This is a genomic window from Paludibacillus litoralis, assembly GCF_037646705.1.
Taxonomy (GTDB): Bacteria; Pseudomonadota; Alphaproteobacteria; order Rhodobacterales; family Rhodobacteraceae; genus Pikeienuella; species Pikeienuella litoralis.
Genome location: NZ_JBBHER010000012.1, coordinates 19319 through 39531, shown reverse-complemented (window position 1 = coordinate 39531; position 20213 = coordinate 19319). Strand labels below are relative to the sequence as shown.

General features: G+C 68.2%; 16 protein-coding genes. 9 read left to right on the top strand and 7 right to left on the bottom strand.

From position 1 onward, the window contains the following. Nucleotides 1-53 precede the first annotated feature (53 nt). Together WG921_RS17320 and prfB are read left to right on the top strand one after the other, a co-directional pair. Nucleotides 54-2651: a penicillin-binding protein 1A gene (locus tag WG921_RS17320; protein WP_340110516.1), complete on the top strand. Its 2598-nt coding sequence runs from the start codon at nt 54-56 to the stop codon at nt 2649-2651. Between the two features lie 124 nt (nt 2652-2775). Beyond that, on the top strand, nt 2776-3900 hold the full coding sequence (gene prfB / locus WG921_RS17315; protein WP_340110515.1) for a peptide chain release factor 2: 1125 nt from the start codon (nt 2776-2778) through the stop codon (nt 3898-3900). 50 nt (nt 3901-3950) lie between these two features. Here prfB and WG921_RS17310 read toward each other — a convergent pair whose 3' ends face one another. Next, complete coding sequence (locus tag WG921_RS17310; protein ID WP_340110514.1) at nt 3951-4385, bottom strand: CBS domain-containing protein; 435 nt, start codon at nt 4383-4385, stop codon at nt 3951-3953. Nucleotides 4386-4580: 195 nt separating this feature from the next. Here WG921_RS17310 and WG921_RS17305 point away from each other — a divergent pair, with 195 nt between their 5' ends. Continuing rightward, nucleotides 4581-5741, top strand: coding sequence for a pyridoxal phosphate-dependent aminotransferase (locus tag WG921_RS17305; protein ID WP_340110513.1), 1161 nt, complete (start codon nt 4581-4583; stop codon nt 5739-5741). A 290-nt stretch (nt 5742-6031) separates the two neighbouring features. Here the strand turns inward: WG921_RS17305 and WG921_RS17300 are convergent, their stop codons facing one another. From WG921_RS17300 to WG921_RS17285, 4 genes are all read right to left on the bottom strand, one after another. Continuing rightward, nucleotides 6032-6535: a bactofilin family protein gene (locus tag WG921_RS17300; RefSeq protein WP_340110512.1), complete on the bottom strand. Its 504-nt coding sequence runs from the start codon at nt 6533-6535 to the stop codon at nt 6032-6034. Continuing rightward, complete coding sequence (locus WG921_RS17295) at nt 6525-7862, bottom strand: DUF5930 domain-containing protein (RefSeq protein WP_340110511.1); 1338 nt, start codon at nt 7860-7862, stop codon at nt 6525-6527. Before WG921_RS17295 ends, WG921_RS17300 begins: the two co-directional genes overlap by 11 nt. An 85-nt stretch (nt 7863-7947) precedes the next feature. Then, a complete protein-coding gene (locus tag WG921_RS17290; protein WP_340110510.1) occupies nt 7948-8784 on the bottom strand; it encodes a ferritin-like domain-containing protein in 837 nt (278 codons plus the stop codon). Continuing rightward, nucleotides 8777-9253 (bottom strand): peroxiredoxin, encoded by a 477-nt coding sequence (locus WG921_RS17285; RefSeq protein WP_340110509.1) that lies wholly within the window; start codon nt 9251-9253, stop codon nt 8777-8779. The genes WG921_RS17290 and WG921_RS17285 overlap by 8 nt, the downstream gene beginning before the upstream one ends. 164 nt (nt 9254-9417) lie before the next feature. Between WG921_RS17285 and WG921_RS17280 the strand changes: the two genes are divergently transcribed. Continuing rightward, entirely contained in the window at nt 9418-12816 is a 3399-nt protein-coding gene (locus WG921_RS17280) for an AsmA-like C-terminal region-containing protein (protein WP_340110508.1), read from the top strand. A 6-nt stretch (nt 12817-12822) separates the two neighbouring features. Here the strand turns inward: WG921_RS17280 and tyrS are convergent, their stop codons facing one another. Further along, a complete protein-coding gene (gene tyrS, locus WG921_RS17275; RefSeq protein WP_340110507.1) occupies nt 12823-14076 on the bottom strand; it encodes a tyrosine--tRNA ligase in 1254 nt (417 codons plus the stop codon). An 81-nt stretch (nt 14077-14157) separates the two neighbouring features. On the opposite strand from tyrS, the gene WG921_RS17270 reads away from it, so the two are divergent. Then, the gene (locus tag WG921_RS17270) at nt 14158-15294 is read left to right on the top strand and encodes an anhydro-N-acetylmuramic acid kinase (RefSeq protein WP_340110506.1); all 1137 of its coding nucleotides are present in this window, start codon (nt 14158-14160) and stop codon (nt 15292-15294) included. Between the two features lie 5 nt (nt 15295-15299). Here the strand turns inward: WG921_RS17270 and WG921_RS17265 are convergent, their stop codons facing one another. Further along, on the bottom strand, nt 15300-15962 hold the full coding sequence (locus WG921_RS17265) for an alpha/beta hydrolase (protein WP_340110505.1): 663 nt from the start codon (nt 15960-15962) through the stop codon (nt 15300-15302). A 172-nt stretch (nt 15963-16134) separates the two neighbouring features. Between WG921_RS17265 and WG921_RS17260 the strand changes: the two genes are divergently transcribed. From WG921_RS17260 to sufC, 4 genes are all read left to right on the top strand, one after another. After that, complete coding sequence (locus WG921_RS17260) at nt 16135-16632, top strand: Rrf2 family transcriptional regulator (protein ID WP_340110504.1); 498 nt, start codon at nt 16135-16137, stop codon at nt 16630-16632. Beyond that, on the top strand, nt 16629-17711 hold the full coding sequence (locus tag WG921_RS17255; protein ID WP_340110503.1) for a cysteine desulfurase family protein: 1083 nt from the start codon (nt 16629-16631) through the stop codon (nt 17709-17711). The genes WG921_RS17260 and WG921_RS17255 overlap by 4 nt, the downstream gene beginning before the upstream one ends. Beyond that, nucleotides 17701-19224, top strand: a complete 1524-nt coding sequence (gene sufB / locus WG921_RS17250) for a Fe-S cluster assembly protein SufB (protein WP_413788604.1) — start codon at nt 17701-17703, stop codon at nt 19222-19224. Before WG921_RS17255 ends, sufB begins: the two co-directional genes overlap by 11 nt. Before the next feature lie 232 nt (nt 19225-19456). Further along, nucleotides 19457-20212, top strand: coding sequence for a Fe-S cluster assembly ATPase SufC (sufC, locus tag WG921_RS17245; RefSeq protein WP_340110502.1), 756 nt, complete (start codon nt 19457-19459; stop codon nt 20210-20212). Nucleotide 20213 lies beyond the last annotated feature (1 nt).

Here is a 20213-nt window from a genome sequence, read left to right as displayed (position 1 = left end):
AGGCCGCGTGACAGGCGCCGTGCGAATCCGGCGCGACAGCAGCGACAGGCGTCATGATCCGTTTCCTCGGTTTTCTCTTCAGCGCAGGCTCGATCGCCGCCATCGCCGGCGTCGCGATCGTCGGCGCGGTGCTCTGGATCTATGATCGGGATCTGCCCGATTACGACGAACTCAAGACCTATCAGCCGGCGACGCTGAGCCGCGTCTATTCCGGTGAAGGCGAGGTGATCGCCGAATTCGCCGCGGAGCGGCGCATCTTCACGCCGATCGACGAGATTCCGCCGCTGGTGAAGAACGCGTTCATCTCCGCCGAGGACAAGAACTTCTACGTCCATTCCGGCGTCGACGGGCTGGGGATCGTGAAGGCGATGCTCGACAATCTCCGCCGCATTCAGACGGGCGAGCGGCTGCGCGGCGCCTCGACCATCACCCAGCAGGTGATCAAGAATTTCCTGCTGTCCTCCGAAAGCCCGGTCGAGCGGAAGATCAAGGAATTCATTCTCTCCTCCCGGATCGAAAGCGCGCTTGGCAAGGAACAGATTCTCGAACTCTATCTGAACGACATCTTCCTCGGTCAGAACGCCTACGGCGTCACCGCCGCGGCGCGCCGGTATTTCGGCAAGACGCCGGAGGAGCTGAAACCGGAGGAGGCGGCCTATCTCGCGGCGTTGCCGAAGGCGCCGTCGAGCTACCATCCGGTCCGCCAGCGCGAGGGCGCGGTGCAGCGGCGCAATTACGTGCTCGAGGAGATGGCGCAGAACGGCTATCTCACCCGCAGCGAAGCCGAGGCGGCGAAAGCCACTCCGCTCGAAACGGTGATCGGCGGCGAGATCGAAAGCCATCTGCCGCCCATCCCGAACTACACGTATTTCACCGACGAGATCCGCCGCCAGCTGTCCGCGCGGTTGGGCCGGGAGGAGCTTTTCGGCGGCGGTCTGACGGTGCGCGCGACGCTCGACCCGGAGTTGCAGGCGATGGCGGCGCGCGCGCTTCGCGCCAAGCTGGAGAGCTGGGACAGGGAGAAGGACGGCTGGCGCGGCCCGCTCGCGACGCTGGATGAGGTGAGCGCCGCCGATGAGGCGGATTGGCGCGCGAAACTGGCGGCGACGCCCGCGCCCTCCGATATCGAGGGCTGGCGCAAGGCGGTGGTGCTGGAGGTCGGCGAGAAGAGCGCCCGAATCGGCATTGATGGCGTCGACGAGGATTCGGACGGTCATTACATCCCGTTCGACGATGTGAAGGACTGGGCGCGGCCGCGGCTGACGGGCGGCGGGCGCGGCGCGGCGCCGAAACGCCCGTCCGACGTTTTCGCGGTCGGCGACGTGATCCTCGTCAAGGCGATCCGAAAGGATGATGGCGCGCTGCAACGCTGGTCGCTGCGGCAGATCCCCGAGATCCAGGGGGCGTTCATGGCGATGGACCCGCATACCGGTCGGGTGTTGGCGCTGCAGGGCGGATTTTCCTATGAAGCGAGCGTGTTCGACCGCGCGACGCAGGCGGAGCGCCAACCCGGTTCGGCCTTCAAGCCGTTCGTCTACGCCGCCGCGCTCGACAACGGCTATTCGCCGGCGACGATCGTGCTCGACGCTCCGGTCGTCGTCCGGCTGGCCGGCGGCGACTGGAAGCCGAAGAACTACTCCAACAAGTTCTACGGGCCGTCGCCGCTCCGGCTCGGGCTGGAGATGTCGCGCAACCTGATGACCGTGCGTCTGGCGCAGGATGTCGGCATGGACATCGTCGCCGATTACGCCGAGCGCTTCGGCGTCTATGATCAGATGCCGGCGCATCTGAGCTATGCGCTCGGGGCGGGCGAGACGACGCTCTGGCGGATGGTCGCGGCTTACGGGATGTTCGCCAATGGCGGCCGGCGGGTGGAGCCGACGCTGGTGGACCGGGTGCAGAACCGGCGGGGCGAGACGATCTACCGTCATGACTCGCGCATCTGCGACGCCTGCGCCGCGCCGGATCCGGGCGCGGACGGGATCGAGCCGTGGCCGAAGCCGACCGCGAAGCGGATCATGGACCGGATCACCGCCTATCAGCTGGTCTCGATGATGGAGGGCGTCGCCTCGCGCGGCACGGCGGCGCGGCTTTCCGCGCTCGGCGTGCCGGTGGCGGGCAAGACCGGAACCACCAATGAGGCGAAGGACGCCTGGTTCGTCGGCTTCACGCCCGACCTCGTGGCCGGCTGTTTCATCGGCTATGACGATCCGCGCCCGATGGGCAGGGGCGGCACCGGCGGCGGCATGTGCGCGCCGGTCTTTCAGGCGTTCATGACGGAAGCGCTGAAGATTCGTCCCGCCGGCCGGTTCGAGACGCCTGAAGGCGTCGAGTTCGCGTATGTGGACCGCTACACCGGCGAGCGAGTGCCGGAGGGCGCCGGCGGCAGCGTCATCCGCGAAGTGTTCCGCGAGGGGCGGACGCCGGCCATGTACGAGACCGCGCCGATCGTGGGCGATCTGTCGTCATCCTTCTTTGGCGGCGGCGACCTGCCGATGACGCTCGGGGGGAATGCGGCGGAGATCGGCGATGGCGAGAGCGACGCCGCGGGAGATGCGGAATACGGCGCCGGGGCCGGAGCCGGCGGCGGCGGCGGCCCGCGTCCGCCGCGCAACCTGGACCGGGATCTGGAGAGCGGCGGCGTCTATTAGCGAGAGGCGCGAACGCGCCGCGCCGATCCTGTTCGCAGGGGCGGGGCGGGCGGCTCGCCTTTACCCGAGTTCGCCGGACGCGTAAGAACGGCGCTGATCCATTTCGTATCGTCAGGGCCAGAATATGCGCGCGGAAACGCAATCCACTGTCGAATCCATTGAAAAATCGCTGGCTCTCCTCCAGCAGCGCATCGGCTGGGACACGGCGGAGCGGCGGCTGGACGAGCTGAACGCCCGCGCCGAAGATCCGGACCTCTGGAGCGACCCGGCCAAGGCGCAGACGCTGATGCGCGAGCGTCAGGCGCTTTCGGACAAGATCGAATCCTGCCGCATGCTCGCGCGCGAGCTGGCGGAGAATGTCGAGTTGATCGAGCTGGGCGAAGCCGAGGGGGACGAAGAGGTCGTCGCGGAGGCCGAGGCCGCGCTTTCGAAACTGCGGAAAACGGCGGCGGACAAGGAGCTGGAGGCGCTTCTCGACGGCGAGGCGGACGGCAACGACACCTATCTCGAGATCAACTCCGGCGCCGGCGGAACCGAAAGCTGCGACTGGGCGGCGATGCTGGCGCGCATGTATGTGCGCTGGGCGGAGCGGCGCGGCTACAAGGTGGAGTTGATGTCGACCACCCCGGGCGAAGAGGCCGGGATCAAATCCGCGCTCTATCTCATCAAGGGCCAGAACGCCTATGGCTGGCTGAAGGCGGAAAGCGGCGTTCACCGGCTGGTGCGGATTTCACCGTTCGACAGCGCGGCGCGGCGGCACACCTCGTTTTCATCGGTCTGGATCTATCCGGTGGTGGACGATTCGATCGAGATCGAAGTGGCGCCGAACGATATCCGGATCGACACCTATCGGTCGTCCGGCGCTGGCGGGCAGCACGTCAACACCACCGATTCAGCGGTCCGGATCACGCACATGCCGACCGGAATCGTCGTCACCAGCTCCGAGAAATCGCAGCATCAAAACCGCGACATCGCGATGAAGGCGCTGAAGTCCCGGCTCTATGATCTGGAGATGAAGCGGCGCAATCAGGCGATCCACGACGCGCACGACGCCAAGGACGCCGCGGGGTGGGGGCATCAGATCCGCTCCTATGTGCTTCAGCCCTATCAGATGGTGAAGGATCTGCGGACCGGGGTCGAGACATCGGACAGCCAGGGCGTGCTCGACGGCGATCTCGACGCGTTCATGGCGGCGGCGCTGGCGCAGGACGTGACCGGCAAGACCCGCGCGGAGGCGGGCGCGGAGTAGGGCGCGGCCGCGAGGTTTCTCTCATGCGCCAGCCGGAGACGACGCGCGATCTAGCGCGCGGCCATCGCCACATCCCTCAGAACTCCGGCCTCCAGCTCGATCTCCGTCAGCCGATGCTTGACGATGTCGCCGATGCTGATCATGCCGGCCAGTCGGCCCCGGTCGACGACCGGAATATGCCGGATCCGCCGCGCCGTCATCTTCCGGGCGATGGCCGAGAGCTGGTCGTCGGGTGAGCAGGTGACGACGTCCGACGACATGATGTCGCTCACCTTCGCGCGATGCGCCTCCGCGCCGTCTTGCGCGAGACAGGCGACGATATCCCTTTCCGAAACGATGCCGAGCATTTTCTCGCCGTCGTCGCTGACGATCAGCGCGCCGACATCGGCGAGTCGAAGGCGATGCGCGAGAATGTCGACCGTCTCCCGCGGGCTCACGGTCATGACCTTGTCGCCTTTCGAGAGAAGAACTTCGCGTACTTTCATCTCAGGCCTCCTTGGGCGCCGCCGTGGGGCGGCCCTCGCGGGCCGTTTTCGCGGTGGGGCGGGCGGCGGCTCAGGCCTCCCCGCGCCGCGCAGTCTAGACTTTTACGCCGTCGCCCGCCATTCACGATCCCGGGGGGCGCCGAAGCCCGCGGCGCCCCCCGGCGGAATTTCTCTCATCTTGAACGGAGCGCCTTCATGATCCTCGCCGACAGTATCGCCCGCCTTCAGACCGAAAGCGCCTTCGAGGTGCTGGCCCGCGCCGCCGAACTGGAGCGGCGGGGGCGGAGCATCATCAATCTGGGCATCGGCCAGCCGGACTTCAAAACGCCGGAGCATGTGGTGGAGGCGGCGGTGAAGGCGCTTCGCGACGGCCATCACGGCTACACGCCGGCGAACGGGATTCTGCCGCTCCGGGAGGCGGTGGCGGCGGATGTCGCCGCGCGGCGCGGCGTCGAGATCAACCCGGACAACATCGTCATCATGCCGGGCGGAAAGCCCACGATGTTCTTCGCGGTCCTGCTCTTCGGCCAGCCGGGCGCGGAAATCATGTATCCGGATCCCGGATTCCCGATCTATCGGTCGATGATCGAATACACCGGCGCGAAAGCGGTCCCGATCGTCCTCCGCGAGGAGAACGGGTTCGCGTTTTCCGCCGAGGAGGTGCTGGCCGGGATCACGGACCGGACCCGGCTCATCATCGTCAACTCCCCCGGCAACCCGACCGGGGGCGCGACCCCGCGCGCGGAGATGGAGAAGCTGGTGAAGGGGCTGGCCGACCACCCCGAGGTCGCGCTGATGTCTGACGAGATTTACGCCCGGATGCTCTATGGCGGGCGCGAGCATGTCAGCTTTCTCGCCTGGCCGGAGATCCGTGACCGGCTGATCGTTCTCGATGGCTGGTCGAAGACCTATGCGATGACCGGCTGGCGGCTCGGCTGGTCCTATTGGCCGGACGCGCTTGTGGAGAAGGCGGTGCGGCTTTGCGTCAATTCGCACTCCTGCGTGAACGCGCCGACCCAGTTCGCCGGAATCGCCGCGCTTCAGGGCCCGCAGGACGCGGTCGACGAAATGATGCGCGCCTTCGATCAGCGCCGCCAGGTGATCGTCGCGCGGCTGAACGCGATCCCGGGCTTCACCTGCCTCGACCCGGCGGGGGCGTTCTACGCATTCCCCAATGTGAGCGGGACCGGGCTGGACGCCAGAACCCTGCAGAAGCGGTTCCTGGAGGAGGCCGGCGTCGCCACGGTGGCGGGGCCGAGCTTCGGCGTCCACGCGGACGATTACATCCGCTTCAGCTACGCCAATTCGGTGGAGAACATCGAGGAGGCGATGACCCGGATCGCCGGCTGTCTCTGACCGCCCCGCCCCGCCCGCCGCTCCGGCGGCGGGGCGCGTCCGAAAAAGCCGAGCGAGGAGCATCCCGCTTGGCGGCGCTCCCGAGCCGCGTTGAGCGCGCCTCTCGTCTGAAAGCCCGGTGCCATGAAGCCGGGTGACATGGGCCGGGCGAGGCGGCCCGCCGCGCACCCGGCCGCCTCGCCACTGCTCTTCAAGCGGCGCGAAACGCCGCGCGCCGGCCTTCGGCGCAGGGAAGGGGATCTTCTGGCGAAAGCGCTGGTCAGCCGCGAGGCGGCGGCGCTCCGCTCAGGTCAGGATTCGGAACGCGCGACCGGTTTCGGCTCGCGGCCTTCGCTTTTCAGCGGGTCTTCGGCGCGTTGCACCGAGCCCTCGAAATGAGCGCCGCTCTCGATCGCGATGGTCTTGTGGATGATGTCGCCCTCGACCCTGGCGGACGAGGTGAGGCGCACCTTGATGCCGCGCACCCGGCCCTTCACATGGCCGTGGACGACGATGTCGTCGGCCATGATCTCACCGGATATCACCGCCGTCTCGCCCACGGTGACGAGATGGGCGCGGATGTCGCCCTGGATCTGGCCCTCGACCTGAATGTCGCCGTCGGTGGTGAGATTGCCGGTGAGCTTGAGATCGGTGGAGATCACCGAGGGCGACGCCTTCGGCTTCGGCGCCGCTGCGGGCGTCGGCGCCGAGGCGGCGCTCCCGGCCGACGGGGTGGCGGCGGAGGCCGGTTTCGGAGAATCCGCCAGAGGAGCGGGCTTCGGTGCGGGTTCGGTGGTCTTGCTCTTAGAGAACATTTCTTGCGGCCTCGATATACTTCGCGGGGTTGACGGGGGCGCCGTCGATGCGGACTTCGTAGTGGACATGGTTCCCGGTGCTGCGTCCGGTGCTGCCCATATCGCCGACCCGATCGCCGCGCTCGACGTGAGCGCCGACCTTCACTCGGGTCTTGCTGAGGTGAGCGTACACGGTTTCGTAGCCGAACGCATGTTCAATTTCGACGACCTTTCCGTACCCGCGCCGCCAGCCGGCGAACGTGACCCGCCCCGGCGCCGTCGCCATGATCGGTTGCCCCCGGCGCCCGGCGAGGTCGAGGCCGGTGTGGCGCGCGCCGCGCCGGTTCAGCGGGTCGCGGCGATAGCCGAAGGTGGAGGTGAGGCGCGCGGCGCCGACCGGCCGGCCGAAAGGCATCTTCTCGGCGGCGATCCGCATCAGATTGACCCGTTCGAGATCCTCCATCAGCGCGGCGAGGCGCGGCGCGTCGGCCTCGCTCACGCTCAGCGCCTCGATCTCCTCCATCGGGATGAACGGGCCGCCGGCGCCGCCCTGTTCGCGCCGGACGGCGTTCAGAATCGCGTCCAGCTCCACGCCGCTCTTCTCGAACACGCCTTGAAGCGAGCCGAGGCTGAGCGTGGCGGCGTCCTCCAGTTGCGAGAGGAGCCGGTCCTGCTGGGCCGCGCGGTCGGAGATCTCGGCGCTCAACTCATCGATCTGGAGGGCGAGCGACTGCTTCGTCTGATCCGCGTCGTCGCGGGCGTCGGCGACATCGCCGAGCGTCGCGTTGAGCGCGGCGAGCATGTCGCCGCGGGCGTCGGATTCCGCGCTCTTTTCGGCCAGCGCCGTCTCGAGCGCGGCGACACGGTCGCCGGTCGCCTCGCAGAGCGTCAGCGCCGCGTCATGCTCCTCGGCGAGATCGGCGAATCGGCTCTCTTCGGCTTCAAGGCGCGAGGCGATCTCCCGCTCGCTCACCATCGCGTCCGTCAGCGCCGCATGCTGCTGCGAGAGGCGGGCGATCGACAGGCGCGCGGCGCTCTCGGCGGCGGCCTGCGCCTCGGCGGCGCGGGCGGCCTCCTCGGTCAGTCCGGCGATGCGGGATTCGTACACCGCTTCCGAGACGGCGAGCATCTCCGTCGCCGCGGATGCGCGAAGCGCCGTTTCCGCGAGCTTCACGCTGGCGAATCCGGTCCATCCGATGAAGCCGGCGACAAGCGCCGCCGCGCTCGCCTGCATGAGCGGCGACGCGCGCAGATAGCGTGTGGACACTTCTGACCGGAGAATCAGCCGCCTTTCGGGAAAGAGAGGAGTCAGGCGCCGGTTAACGCCTTCACTGAGCCTCTGAAGCATTCTGCCTCCGCCACTCTTTCGCCAGGTTCTGAGCGCGGGTCTCAGCCCGCTTCACAACAGTCACTACGCGATCGGCGCATCGCCTTCAAGATTTTCCCGCAGGGCGCGGCGCGGTCTCGACCAGCGGCCAGTAGAAGTCGGGCGGCAACCCGGCCTCGCCTCGTTTTTCGTCGTTGAATGGCGGCTTCGGTCCGGCGGGGAAGTAGCGGCGCACGAGCGCGTGAAAGGCCGGTTTCGGGTCGTCGCCGCGCCGGCCGCAGAGAAAATTGAACCATTTCGCGCCATAGGCGACATGCGCCACCTCTTCGGCGTAGATCGTCCGGAGCGCGGCGACGCTTTCCTCGTCGCCGGCGGCGCCGAACGCCTCGATCATGCCGGGGGTCACGTCCAGTCCGCGCGCCTCCAGCACCATCGGCACGATGGCGAGGCGCGCCATGATGTCATGGCTGGTCTGTTCCGCCGCGCGCCACATCCCGGCATGGGCGGGCAGCGCGCCGTAATGCGATCCCATCGCCTCCAGCCGGTCGGCGAGCAGAGTGAAATGCCTCGCTTCATCGTCGGCGGCGGAGACCCAGTCGTCGAAGAAGCCGGGGGGGAGGTCCTCGCTCGCGAACCTCGCCGCCATGTCCCAGTGCAGGTCGATGGCGTTCAGCTCGATATGCGCGATCGCGTGGAGAAGCGCGATTCGCCCCGCCTCGCCGCCGCGCCGGCGTTTCGGCATCTCCCGCGGGTCGAGAAGAACGGGCGCGCCCGGGCGTGCGGGGCGGTCGGGGAGCGCGCCCTCGCCTGGATCGCCCCCGCCGGCGGCGCGCGCCTCCCGCCAGCGCGCCGCGGCGGCCCGGGTCTTTCGCGCCTTCTCGCGGGCCGAGGGCTCCGTGAGCGCGTCGAGCGCGAGCGCGGTCAGCTCAACCCGGTCAGTCAAGCGCCCGGACCGCGTTCAGCACCTCGGCGACATGGCCCTTCACCTTCACCTTGGGCCAGACCTGGCGGACGATCCCCGCGCCGTCGATCAGGAATGTCGTTCGCTCGATCCCCATGAAGGTTCGCCCATACATGTTCTTTTCGACCCAGACGCCATAGGCCTCCGCCACGCCCCCATCTTCATCGGAGGCGAGCGTGACGCCGAGGCCATGTTTCGCGATAAACTTTTCGTGCGCCTGAACGCTGTCTTTCGAGATCCCGATGACGTCGGCGCCCGCGGCGCCGAACGCGGCGGCTTCGGCGGTGAAATCCAGCGCTTCGGCGGTGCAGCCGGGCGTGTCGTCCCTTGGATAGAAGTAAAGCACGGTTTTCCTGCCGTTCCGGGCCGAAAGCGAGACCGCGCCTCCTGGGGCCGTCAAGGTGAAATCGGGCGCCGCGTCGCCGGGCGCCGGCCTCTCGGTATTTGTCATCGCGCTCTCCTTCATGCGGCTCGGTTTCAAGGCTATGGTGGCGCCTGACCCGGTTCGGGAAAGACGGCGGCGCGCCGCGCCGCCCGGGACCATATGGAATTCACCCCTCGCCCGGCGTCAAGGGCGGGCGAGGCGACGGGAGGGCGCATGGCGCGGCGCGGAGAATGAGCGGCGGGAGTGAGGGCGCGCCGCGGCCGCGTCGGGCGGGCGCGCGCTACGCGCGGCGCGCGGCGGCGCTCCTTGGCGCGGTGCTGCTCGTGGCCGCTCTGGCGGCCGGCGGGCTGTATCTCAGGCTGATCTCGGGGCCTGTCGATCTCGGCGTGTTTCTGCCGATGATCGAGCGGGCGGCTTCGGAGCGTCTGCCCGGGGTCCGGCTTTCGGTCGGCGGCGCGCGGCTCGCGCTCTCCGACCGGGACGGGAGCGTGGCCGGGCTGACGATCTCCGATGCGGTTCTGATCGACGATGAGACCGGGCCTTTCGCCCGCGTGCCGGACATTTCGGTGGAGTTTCGGGTGTCCGACCTGATTTCCGGCCGCTTCCTTCCCGACGACCTGATCCTCACCGGGATCTCCGGGCGTCTGGAGCGGGCGCCTTCGGGCGCGTTCAGGTTCGGCTTCGGCGGCCTCTCGGACGCCGCCGCCGGCGATGGCGCGGACGCGTTCCGCCGCCTGCTGGAGGCGGCGGCCACGGATGAGCCGGGGGCGGAGGGCGCCGACGCGCTGGATCTCGAGCTTCTCGACACGCCAGGGCGCCGGCGGCTGCGGCTTCGCGACGCGTCGATCCTCTATATCGATCACGTCAGCGGGAACACCTACCGCGCGGACGGCGCGGATCTGTCGTTTCGGAGCGCTGGTGGCGGGGTCGCGGCGCGCATGAGGGCGACGCTGGACGGCGGCCGGCATGGCCGCGTCTCGGCGCTTCTGCGCGGGCGGCTCGCCCGGTCCGGCGAGATCCGGCTTTCAGCGGAATTCGAGAACGCCGCGCCCGTCGATATCGCCGGGCAGATCTCCGCGCTCGACTGGCTGGCGGCGGTGGACGCGCCGGTCGGCGGCGCGATCAACCTGACGATGGACCGCGAGGGGACGCTGCACACGCTCTCGGGGCGGATGGAGACCGGGGCGGGGCGGGTCGCGCTCGGCGGCGGCGCGGTCGAGCCGATGACCTCGGCCAGCCTCGGCTTCGATTACGAGCCGGAAACCGGCCGGTTCCAGATCGGGGAGATCGCGCTCGACGCAGACCGCGCCTCCCTCCGCGGCGCCGGTTTCGTTCAGGTCGATCGAGACGCCGACGGGGCGGCGGAGGCTGTCGTCGCGCAGCTCGATTTCACCGATATCGGCGTGACCGCGCCGGAGTTCCTGGACGCGCCGCTCGCCTACAGGGCGGGGCGGCTGACCGGGCGGATCACGCTTGAGCCGCTGCTGGTCGAGATCGGCGAGTTGCGGCTCGACCGCGAGCGGATGCGGCTCGCGCTCACCGGGCGGCTCTGGCCGGAGCCGGGGGAGGGATGGCGCGCGGACGTCGCGGTCGACGGCGGCGATTTCACGCTGGACGAGATGATGGCGCACTGGCCCCGGCAGGCGGCGCCGGGGGCGCGCGACTGGATGCGGGCGAACATGGACGCGGCGCATGTGGTCGACGCCAACGCGGTGGTCCGGCTGGGAGGCGCGGAAGAGGAGCTGAAGATCGACTTCACCTTCAACGAGGCGGCCGGGAGCTATCTGCGGCCGATGCCGCCGATCCGCGGCGGTTCCGGGTCCGGGCAGGTCGATCTGAAGCGGTTCTCGCTGTCGCTCGACGCCGGGCGGGTGACGCCGGAGGGAGGCGGCCCTCTCGATCTCGCCGGGTCCACCTTCGTGATCGCCGATCTCGATCATCCGCAGACGCCGGGCGCGGCGACCATCCGGGCCTCGGGCGCCATCGCCGACGCGCTGGCGCTGATCGACAGCGAGCCGCTGGCGCTGACCTCCGCGCTGGGCGTCCCGCTTGGCGAGGTGGCCGGAACCGCGAAGATCGAGGCGGTCGCGACGCTGCCGCTCCTGAAGGATCTTCTGCTCGAGCAGGTGGAGGTGGAGGTGAGCGCGGCGCTGTCCGATGTCGGGCTGCTCGCGCCGCAGCTCGAACAGCCGGTGACGGCGGCGGCGCTGTCGTTGAGGGCGGACACCCAGGGATTCGAACTTGCGGGAGACGCCGAGGTGGCGTCGATCCCGGCGCGCGTCGAATGGCGGGAGACATTCTCTCCGTCGGAGCGCTCGATCACCGCTCAGGCGGTGATGACGCCGGAGCAGCTGCGGGCGCTCGGCGTCGAGCAGAGCTGGTTCACCGACGGTCGGCTGTCGGTCGACGCGACGCTGTCGCCCGGCGCGGACCGAACCCGATTCAACATCAGCGCCGGGCTGAAGGACGGCGCGTTCTCGATCCCGGAGATCGACTGGCGGAAGACGGTGGGCGCGGAGGGCGCGCTGACGGCCGCCGGGGCGCTGGCGGGGCGGCGGCTGACGCTCGATTCGTTCTCGCTGAGGACAGGGGCGCTGGTCGCGGTCGGCGCCGCCCGGACAGATGCGGACGGGGTGTTGGACTCGGTGTCGCTCAGCGATTTTCAGTATCGCGGCGCGGTCGATCTGGCGGTTGAGGCGGCGCGCGAAGGCGCGTTCTGGAAAGCCTCGGTGGAGGGGCCGCTGCTCGACCTCGCCGGGCTCGACGATCTGGTCGACGGGATGATCGCCGATGACGGCGCCGCGGATGAAGGCTCCGCCGCTCCGCCGTTCCGGATCGACATGAAGATCGGCGTTCTGAAGGTGATGGAGGACCGCGCGTTCAATGACGTCGCCGGGTTCCTGCGGCGGACCGGGCGGGGCGAGGTGATCGCGGAGGCGGACGCGCGGCTGGATGAGGGCGCGCCGGTGCAGGCGAACCTGAAACGCGGCCCGGACGGCGGCCGCATGCGGGTTCGGATCGACGACGCCGGGCGGTTCCTGCGCGACGCGAAGGTGTTCGACGACGGATCGGGCGGCGTTCTGATTCTCCGCGCCGACATCGCCCCAGGCGATGGCTTTCGCCTCGACGGCGAGATTCTCGTCCGCGACATCGTCATCCACAAGGACGCCAAGCTGGAGCAACTGCTCGACGGGGCGGAGCTGTCCGAACTGAGGGAAAAGATGCGGGACGACGGGATCGTGTTCGACGACATCCTCGCGCCGTTCGAATACGCCGACGGCGTGGTCACGCTGAAGGACGCGGTGGCGAAAGGCCCGTCGATCGGGGTGAATCTATCCGGGGAGTACGAGATCGACGCCGACCGCCTGCGGATGAACGGCGTCTTCACGCCGCTCTACCGCCTGAACAGCGCCGCGGGCCGAATCCCGCTGATCGGCAAGATACTGACGGGCGGCGATGGGCAAGGGGTCTTCGCGTTCACCTTCTCGGTGCGGGGCCCGGTGGAGGCGCCGCGCGTCTCCGTCAATCCGCTGTCCGTGCTGGCGCCGGGCGTTCTCCGGCGAATCTTCGACGGCGCGAAGGAAGTGGAGGGCGGCGCCCAGGAAGAGGCTCCGGATCCGCGGCGCTGAGCCGGCTCAGGCCCGCACGGCGAGCGCGTGGCGCTTCTTCCCGGCGGAGAGCTTCAGCGGCCCGTTGTCGAAATCGGCGGCGCCGAAGAGCCGGCCCGCGTCGGTCAACGGCTCGTCGTTCACGCGCGCGCCGCCCTCGGCGATCAGCCGCTTGGCCTCCTTGCCGCTGGCGGCGAGCCCGGCGCGGACGAAAAGCTGGGTCGCGCTGACGCCGGCGGCGAGATCAGCCGCGTCAAGGGCGAGGCGCGGCAGATCGGCGCCGGCGCCCCCGGCTTCAAATGTCTCGGCCGCCGTCGCGGCGGCGCTGGCCGCCGCATCCGCGCCGTGGGCGAGCGTGGTGGCGTGGTCCGCCAGAATTTTCTTCGCCTCGTTCAACTCCGCGCCTTCGAGCGCTTCGAGCCGGGCGATCTCGTCCAGCGGCAGCTCGGTGAACAGCTTCAGGAATCTGCCGACGTCGGCGTCCGCCGTGTTGCGCCAGAACTGCCAGAAATCATAGGCGGGCAGCATCTCTTCATTCAGCCAGACCGCGCCGCCGGCGGTCTTGCCCATCTTGGTCCCGTCCGCCTTGGTCAGCAGCGGGCTGGTGAGGCCGAAGACCTCCTCCCCGTTGATCCGCCGCGCAAGCTCGACGCCGTTGACGATATTGCCCCATTGATCCGAGCCGCCCATCTGGAGCCGGACGCCCATGCGCCGATTCATCTCCATGAAGTCGTAGGCCTGGAGCAACATGTAGTTGAATTCGAGAAAGGTCAGCGGCTGCTCCCGGTCGAGGCGCAGGCGAACGGAATCGAATGTCAGCATCCGGTTGATCGTGAAGTGCCGCCCGTAATCGCGCAGGAACTCGACATAGTTGAGCTTGTCGAGCCAATCCGCGTTGTTCGGCATGATGGCGTCGGTCGCGCCGTCGCCATAATCGAGATAATGCGAGAAGATCTTCCGGATGCCGGCCATGTTCTCCGCGATCTTCGCGTCGGTCAGCATCTGGCGGGTCTCATCCTTGCCGGACGGGTCTCCGATCCGGGTGGTGCCGCCGCCCATCAGCGTCACCGGCTTGCCGCCGGTCTTCTGCAGCCAGCGCAGCATCATGATGTTCACGAGATGCCCGACATGGAGCGACGCCCCGGTGCAGTCGTAACCGACGTAACCGGGAAGGACGCCCTTCGTCAGCGCCTCGTCGAGCCCCTGATAGTTGGTGCAGTCCTGAATGAATCCACGCGCGATGAGCGTATGAAGAAAGTCGGAGCGGGGCGTGAAGGTCATGAGCGGTCTCGGCTGGGGCGGTCTCGGCTGGCGGGGCGGGTCTCGCCGCTCTATACCGAAGCGGGCTGGAAAGGGAAGGGCATGGCGAAGCCGATATGGACGCTGGGGCTGATGTCGGGCACGTCGATGGACGGTGTCGACGCCGCCCTTCTTCTGACCGATGGCGAGGAGATCTCCGCCTTCGGCCCGAGCGACTATCTGCGCTATCGGCGCGGGGACGTCGATGCGCTGGAGACCGTGATGCGCGATTGGCGCGCGTATCGCCCGCCCGGCGGCGCGGCGGAGGCGGCGACGCTCGCCGCGGCGGAAAGAGAGGTTCTCTTCCTCCATGCGGCGGCGGCGGCGAAGCTTCTCGCCGGAGCGCCGGATCATCCCGCCCCCGAACTGATCGGGTTTCACGGACAGACCATCGCCCATGCGCCGGAGGAGGGCTGGACCTGGCAACTCGGCGACGGCGCGGCGCTGGCGCGAATCCTGAACCGCTCCGTGGTCTGGGACTTTCGCAGCGCGGATGTCGCGGCGGGCGGCGAAGGCGCGCCGCTGGCGCCGTTCTACCATTTCGCGCTCGCCCGGCGCCTCGGGGGGGGCGCGCCGGTCGCGTTCCTGAATATCGGCGGCGTCGCCAACGTCACCTGGGTCGATCCGTCGAAGGGCGCGCCGGACGCGCCCGGCGCGCTTCTGGCTTTCGACACCGGGCCGGGCAATGCGCTCGTCAACGACTGGATGGCGCGAAAGACGGGCGCGTCGATGGATCGGGGCGGGGCCGCCGCGGCCGCCGGCGCCGCCGATCGGGCGCGTCTCCGGTCGGACGCCACCCGCGCGTTTCTGGAGCGAAGGCCGCCGAAATCTCTGGACCGGAACCAATTCAAGGATGCGCTCGAGGCGATGGCGGGGCTTTCCGTCAATGACGGCGCGGCGACGCTGACGGCGCTCACAGTCGATTGCGTCGCGGCGAGCGTGCGGCACATGCCCGCGCCGCCCGGCCGGTGGCTGATCTGCGGCGGCGGGCGCCGGAATCCCGTGATGATGCGGATGCTGTCCACGGCGCTGGATCAGCCGGTGGACCCGGTGGAGGCGGTCGGGCTGGATGGCGACATGCTCGAGGCGCAGGCGTTCGCCTATCTCGCGGTGCGCGCCTTGCGGGGCCTGCCGAACTCCGCCTCCGGCACGACGGGGGCGAAGGCTCCGGTGGTCGGCGGGGCGCTCGCGCGCCCCTGAGCCGGTTATTCCTCCTGGGCCGCCTTCAGCTCCGCGGTGCGCTGGGCGACATAGGACTCCACGACGGAGACCATCTCGTCCATTCCGGTTTCAAAGAAATGGTTGGCGCCCGGAATGGTGCGGTGCGTGATGGTGATGCCGCGCTGCGCCTGAAGTTTCTCCACCAGTTTCATGGTGTCCTCGGGCGGCGCGATCCGGTCGTTCTCGCCGTTGATGACCAGCCCCGAAGACGGGCAGGGCGCGAGGAAGGTGAAATCATACATGTTCGCCGGCGGCGCGACCGAGATGAAGCCTGAAGCCTCCGGCCGCCGCATCAGAAGCTGCATGCCGATCCAGGCGCCGAAAGAGAATCCGGCGATGAAGGTGATCTTGGCGTCGGGCTTCAGGCTCTGAAGATGATCGAGCGCCGCCGCCGCGTCGGAAAGCTCGCCTATGCCCTGGTCGAATTCGCCCTGGGACCGGCCCACGCCGCGAAAGTTGAACCGGAGCACGGAATAGCCCTGCCGGTGGAAAATATAGTGGAGATTGTACACCACCTTGTTGTTCATCGTTCCGCCAAACTGCGGATGCGGATGCAAAATCAAGGCGATAGGCGCGTTACGCTCCTTTTGCGGGTGGTAGCGGCCTTCGAGGCGTCCATCAGGGCCGGGGAAAATAATTTCGGGCATCTACCATCCTGTCCAAATGCGGCGGGGGAATCGTTGACTAATGCGCTCAGGCAATTTAGAACTGTTCCAAATCTCAACGCGACCCCTTGAACGCGAGCTTGGTGAATTAGGGGGTTCGGCTGCGCAAGGTCAATAATTTGCGCTCATTAGCCGCAGGTAAGGAGGCCGGGACATGAAGCTCAGCACGAAAGGTCGCTATGCGGTCACCGCGCTCGCGGATATCGCGTTGCAAGGCGAGGAGGCGCTTGTCAGCCTGGGCGATATCGCCGCCCGGCAGAATATCTCGCTGGCTTATCTCGAACAGCTTTTCGTCAAGCTCCGAAAGGCCGGAATCGTTCACAGCGTGCGCGGACCCGGCGGCGGCTACCGGTTGACGAAAGGCGCGGAGGGGACGCGGATCTCCGATGTGATGGCGGCGGTGGACGAACGCCTGAGCGCGATGGCCTGCGAAGGCACGCCGGGGCGGGGGTGCGGCGGCGCCGACGGGCGCGGGTGCGGCGCCGCCGACGCCGCGTGCCTGACCCATAATCTTTGGGAGCAGCTTTCCTCGCATGTCTATGTCTTCCTGAACCAGACCACGCTCGCCGACGTCGTCGGCGACCGGATCGAGCCATGCCCCGCGGTTCCGAACTTCTCCATGGCTCTGAATGTGGAGGAGACGACGGCGTGAGGCGCCCCCGCTCCTATCTCGACTGGAACGCGTCGGCGCCGCTGCGCCCGGAGGCGCGCGCCGCGATGGCGGCGGCGATGGACGTCGTCGGCAATCCGTCCTCGGTCCATGCCGAAGGGCGCGCCGCGCGCGGGGTGATGGAGGCGGCGCGCCGCGACGTCGCGGCGCTGGTCGGCTGCGACGCCGACCAGGTGATCTTCACGTCCGGCGCGACGGAGGCCGCGGCGTTGGCGGCGGCGAACCTGCCTGGTCTGGTCGGGGGCGGGATCGAGCATGACTGCGTCGCCGCGCATCTCTCGGCGATCCTTCCGGTCGACGCGAACGGCGCGCTGGCCGACATGGCGCGGCCCGGGCCTCTCGCCCTGCAGGCGGCGAATTCGGAAACGGGCGTGATCCAGAAGGGCGCGGGCGCGCTCGTCGACGCGGTTCAGGCCGTCGGCCGGACCGGCTGGCGCTTCGATGCGTCGGCGATGCGCTATGCGATCATATCGGCGCACAAGATCGGCGGGCCGAAAGGGATCGGCGCGCTGATCGCGGCGACGCCGCCGGCGGCGGCGCTTCTGAAGGGCGGCGGGCAGGAGCGCGGCTCCCGCGCCGGCACCGAGAATCTCATCGGCGTCGCCGGGTTTGGCGCGGCGGCGGCGGCGGCGAAGCGGGAATACGAATCCGGCGCGTGGGCGGCGGTGGAGACGCTCCGGGATCGCCTGGAGGAAATCCTGGATGCGGCGGCGCCGAACCTGGCCGTCATCGGGAAGGGCGCGCCGCGCCTGCCGAACACCAGTTGCATCGCCTGCCCCGGCTGGCGGGGCGAGACGCAGGTCATGGCGATGGATCTCGCGGGCTTCGCGGTCAGCGCCGGATCGGCGTGTTCTTCCGGCAAGGTCGCGCGGGCGAGCCGCGCGCTGCTGGCGATGGGACATGACGATGTGACGGCGTCCTGCGCGATCCGCGTCTCGATCGGCCCAAACACGACAGAGGCGGAGGTCATGGCCTTCGCGGATACATGGATCGCCGCATTCGCGCGGCGCCGGACAAAGGAAGGCGGCCTGAAGGCCGCAAGGAGGTATCATGCCGCTTGAAGATATGCGTGTGAAAGAAGGCGTCGACGGCGACACGGTGGAGGCTGTCCGCACCGTTGGCGAGAGTTACAAATACGGGTTCTCCTCCGATATCGAGACCGAATTCGCGCCGATGGGCCTTTCCGAGGACATCGTGCGGCTGATTTCCAAGCGGAATGAAGAGCCCGAGTGGATGACGGAATGGCGGCTCGCCGCCTATCGGCGCTGGCTGGAGATGGAGGAGCCCGACTGGGCGATGGTCTCCTATCCGAAGATCGATTTTCAGGCGCAGTACTATTACGCGCGCCCGGCCTCCATGATCGAGAAGCGCCCGCAATCGCTGGACGACGTCGATCCGGCGCTGCTGGCGACATACGCCAAGCTGGGCATCCCGCTGACCGAGCAGGCGATCCTCGCCGGCGTCGAGGGCGCCGAAGAGCAGGTCGGCAAGGAGCGGCGGGTCGCGGTCGACGCGGTGTTCGACAGCGTCTCGCTCGGCACCACGTTCAAGGAGGAGCTGGCCAAGGCGGGCGTGATCTTCTGCCCGATCTCCGAGGCGATCAGAGAGCATCCCGAACTGGTGAGGAAATATCTCGGGACGGTCGTTCCTCCCACGGACAATTACTACGCCACGCTGAACTCGGCGGTCTTCTCCGACGGCTCGTTCGTCTATGTGCCCGAGGGCGTGCAATGCCCGATGGAGCTTTCGACCTATTTCCGGATCAACGCCGAGAACACCGGCCAGTTCGAGCGGACGCTGATCATCGCCGACAAGGGCGCCAAGGTCAGCTATCTTGAGGGCTGCACCGCGCCGAAGCGCGACACGGCGCAGCTTCATGCGGCGGTGGTCGAGCTGGTTCTGCTCGAGGATGCGGACGTCAAGTACTCGACCGTCCAGAACTGGTTTCCGGGCGACGAGGAAGGCCGCGGCGGCATCTTCAACTTCGTGACCAAACGCGCGGATTGCAGGGGCGATCGCTCCAAGGTCATGTGGACGCAGGTGGAGACCGGCGCCGCCGTGACATGGAAATACCCGTCCTGCATCCTTCGGGGCGACGGGTCCCAGGGCGAATTCTACTCGGTCGCCATCGCCAACAACTACCAGCAGGCGGACACCGGCACCAAGATGGTGCATCTGGGCAAGAACACGCGCTCGCGCATCGTCTCGAAGGGGATCAGCGCGAAACGGGCGCAGAACACCTATCGCGGCCTCGTCTCGATCCATCCGAAGGCGAAATCGAGTCGCAACTTCACGCAGTGCGACAGTCTTCTCATTGGCGGGCGCTGCGGCGCGCATACGGTGCCGTATATCGAATGTGGCAACAAATCCAGCAGGGTGGAGCATGAGGCGACGACCTCCAAGGTCGACGACGATCAGCTTTTCTACTGCCGTCAGCGTGGGATGGACGAAGAGGAGGCCGTCGCGCTCGTCGTCAATGGCTTCTGCAAGGAGGTCTTGCAGGCGCTGCCGATGGAGTTCGCGATGGAGGCGCAGAGGCTGGTTGCGATCAGCCTGGAGGGATCCGTGGGATGATGGCGGCGTCCTGAAGCCGGTGCGGCGGAAGGCCGGGCCGTCGCCGCGCGCGGCTGACGGATCTGGGCCGGCGGGAAGAGGCGCGGCGCCTGAACGATCGGGCCTCGTCGCCCGGACTCTTTGATGAAGTGATGACGTGAGGAATGTCTGACTCCGCGCCGCCCGGGGCTCCGCCCATCGGCGCGGGCGCGGAATTCGGGAATGGGCGGCAGGACGCCCGGGAAGGACGGATATGCTGGAAATAAAGAATCTGCACGCGGATCTCGCCGAGGAGAAGAAGACGATCCTCAAGGGCGTCGACCTGGAGGTCGGCGCCGGCGAAGTGCATGCGGTCATGGGGCCGAACGGCTCGGGAAAATCCACGCTCGCCTATGTGCTGGCGGGCAAGAACGGCTATGTCGTGACCGAGGGGAGCGCGACGCTGCAGGGCGCGGATCTGCTGTCGCTGGCGCCGGAAGAGCGGGCGTCCGCGGGGCTGTTCCTCGCGTTCCAGTATCCGGTGGAGATCCCGGGCGTCGGCAACATGACCTTCCTCAGAACCGCGGTGAACGCGCAGCGCAAGGCGCGGGGCGAGCCGGAGCTGAACGCCGGCGCGTTCCTCAAGCTGGTGCGCGCCAAGGCCAAGGAGCTCAAGATCGACGCCGAGATGCTGAAGCGTCCGGTCAATGTCGGCTTCTCCGGCGGTGAGAAGAAGCGCAACGAGGTCATGCAGATGGCGCTGCTCGAGCCCAAGATGTGCATCCTCGACGAGACCGATTCCGGCCTTGACGTCGATGCGATGAAGCTGGTGGCGGATGGCGTCAACGCGCTTCGCGACGCCGGGCGTTCGTTTCTCGTCATCACGCATTATCAACGGCTTTTGAACCATATCCGCCCGGATGTCGTCCACATCATGGCCGAGGGCCGGATGATCCGGAGGGGCGGGCCGGAACTGGCGCTCGAGGTCGAGTCGAACGGCTACGCCGATCTGCTGGCGAAGGTGGCGTAAT